Source organism: Psychrobacillus sp. 05T411, assembly GCF_056396485.1.
Genome location: NZ_JBFTLO010000061.1, coordinates 1 through 1,313, shown reverse-complemented (window position 1 = coordinate 1,313; position 1,313 = coordinate 1). Strand labels below are relative to the sequence as shown.

Below are 1,313 nucleotides of genomic sequence, written 5' to 3'. Positions count from 1 at the left end.
ACCCCTATTTCTTTATACTTTATATTTAATAAAATCTTTGCCCGAAAGTGATCGAAGCGACGAAAACCATATGCGTTACGCTTCATCACTTTCGTTTTATTATTTATGCCCTCCAAAAAGCCATTGGAATAACCGAAGCTAAAGCTATTTAATATCTCGGTTTGCCAGTTTTTAAAGGTCCGAATGGCTTTTATAAAAGCTGGTATTTTACTTTCCTCTACCTCACGATAAAAAGTTTCTAATCGATCTTTTATTTCCACTAAATCTTTACTCTGTTTTGCCCAATSAAACCATTCACAGTATGATTCTTTTAATTCATGTGCCTTTTTTAATGTTTCAGACATCCCCGTATAACGAGCTAAATACCAAGCGTTAGTTTCTGTTAATTTTTCTTGCCTTTTGTACAATACATGGCGCATACGTTTGCACTTCTTGCGATCGTACTCATGCCAATCTTTCTGAACTTGACGACGAACTTCATCTATTGCCCAGTAAATATAGCGACAATAATGAAAACGGTCTGCCACAATTATTGGCTTACCTAAGGCCTTTCTCACCGCCGCTTTAAAGCTCGGATTCATATCCATCACAACAATTTCCACGTCGGTCCCATGTTTGGAAAGATAGTCTTYCACCGTTTCCTTCCGACGATTAGGTAATATGTCAATAGGTTCATGTGTTTCTGCATTGGCAATAATCAACTGATACATTCCTGCATCTGTATCCCCTTTGTATTCGTCAATCGCAATAGCTTTTGGTAGGCGAACCCCACTGATAAGCTCCGTTTTCGCAGCCTCTTTAAAACGACGAATGACAGTTGTACTCGAAGAACCAAGCACTTCACCAGCTTCTTTGAAGGTTTTAGCCTTAATCGAGCGAATACGTACTACTTGATTCCATTCTTTTGAGAATCGCTGATATTTATCCACGAATGGAGATTTCTCCGAGAACCTTTTTCCACATTTACATACATAACGACGACGTTTATAGAATAGAACGGTTAATCGTTCAAACCATTTTAAATGTTTGATCTTTTGAATACGATAATCATGAACTTTGGTCGTTAACTTCTGGCAACTTGGACAGCTATGTGCTTTCTTTGGCAGCGAAACATGAAGTGCAATCCGCTCGGCTGTTTCCTCTATCTTTTGAATCGTTACATCTTTTAATCCTGGGATATTCATGTTAAAATGCATTTGTACGTAGCTCCTTTTCATACTTGTTTCTCGACAATTCAAGTATAAAAGAAACAGAAGTTACGTGCATTTTTTTATGCACAATTGTAGGAAAACCCCAACAAATATTATAGAACC

1 protein-coding gene is annotated in these 1,313 nt (G+C 37.6%); it reads right to left on the bottom strand.

The genetic code is table 11. The features are described from left to right. A partial coding sequence (locus AC1DFT_RS20790) for an ISL3 family transposase (RefSeq protein WP_478161521.1) occupies positions 1-1,196 on the bottom strand: 1,196 nt, incomplete at its 3' end. Positions 1,197-1,313 lie beyond the last annotated feature (117 nt).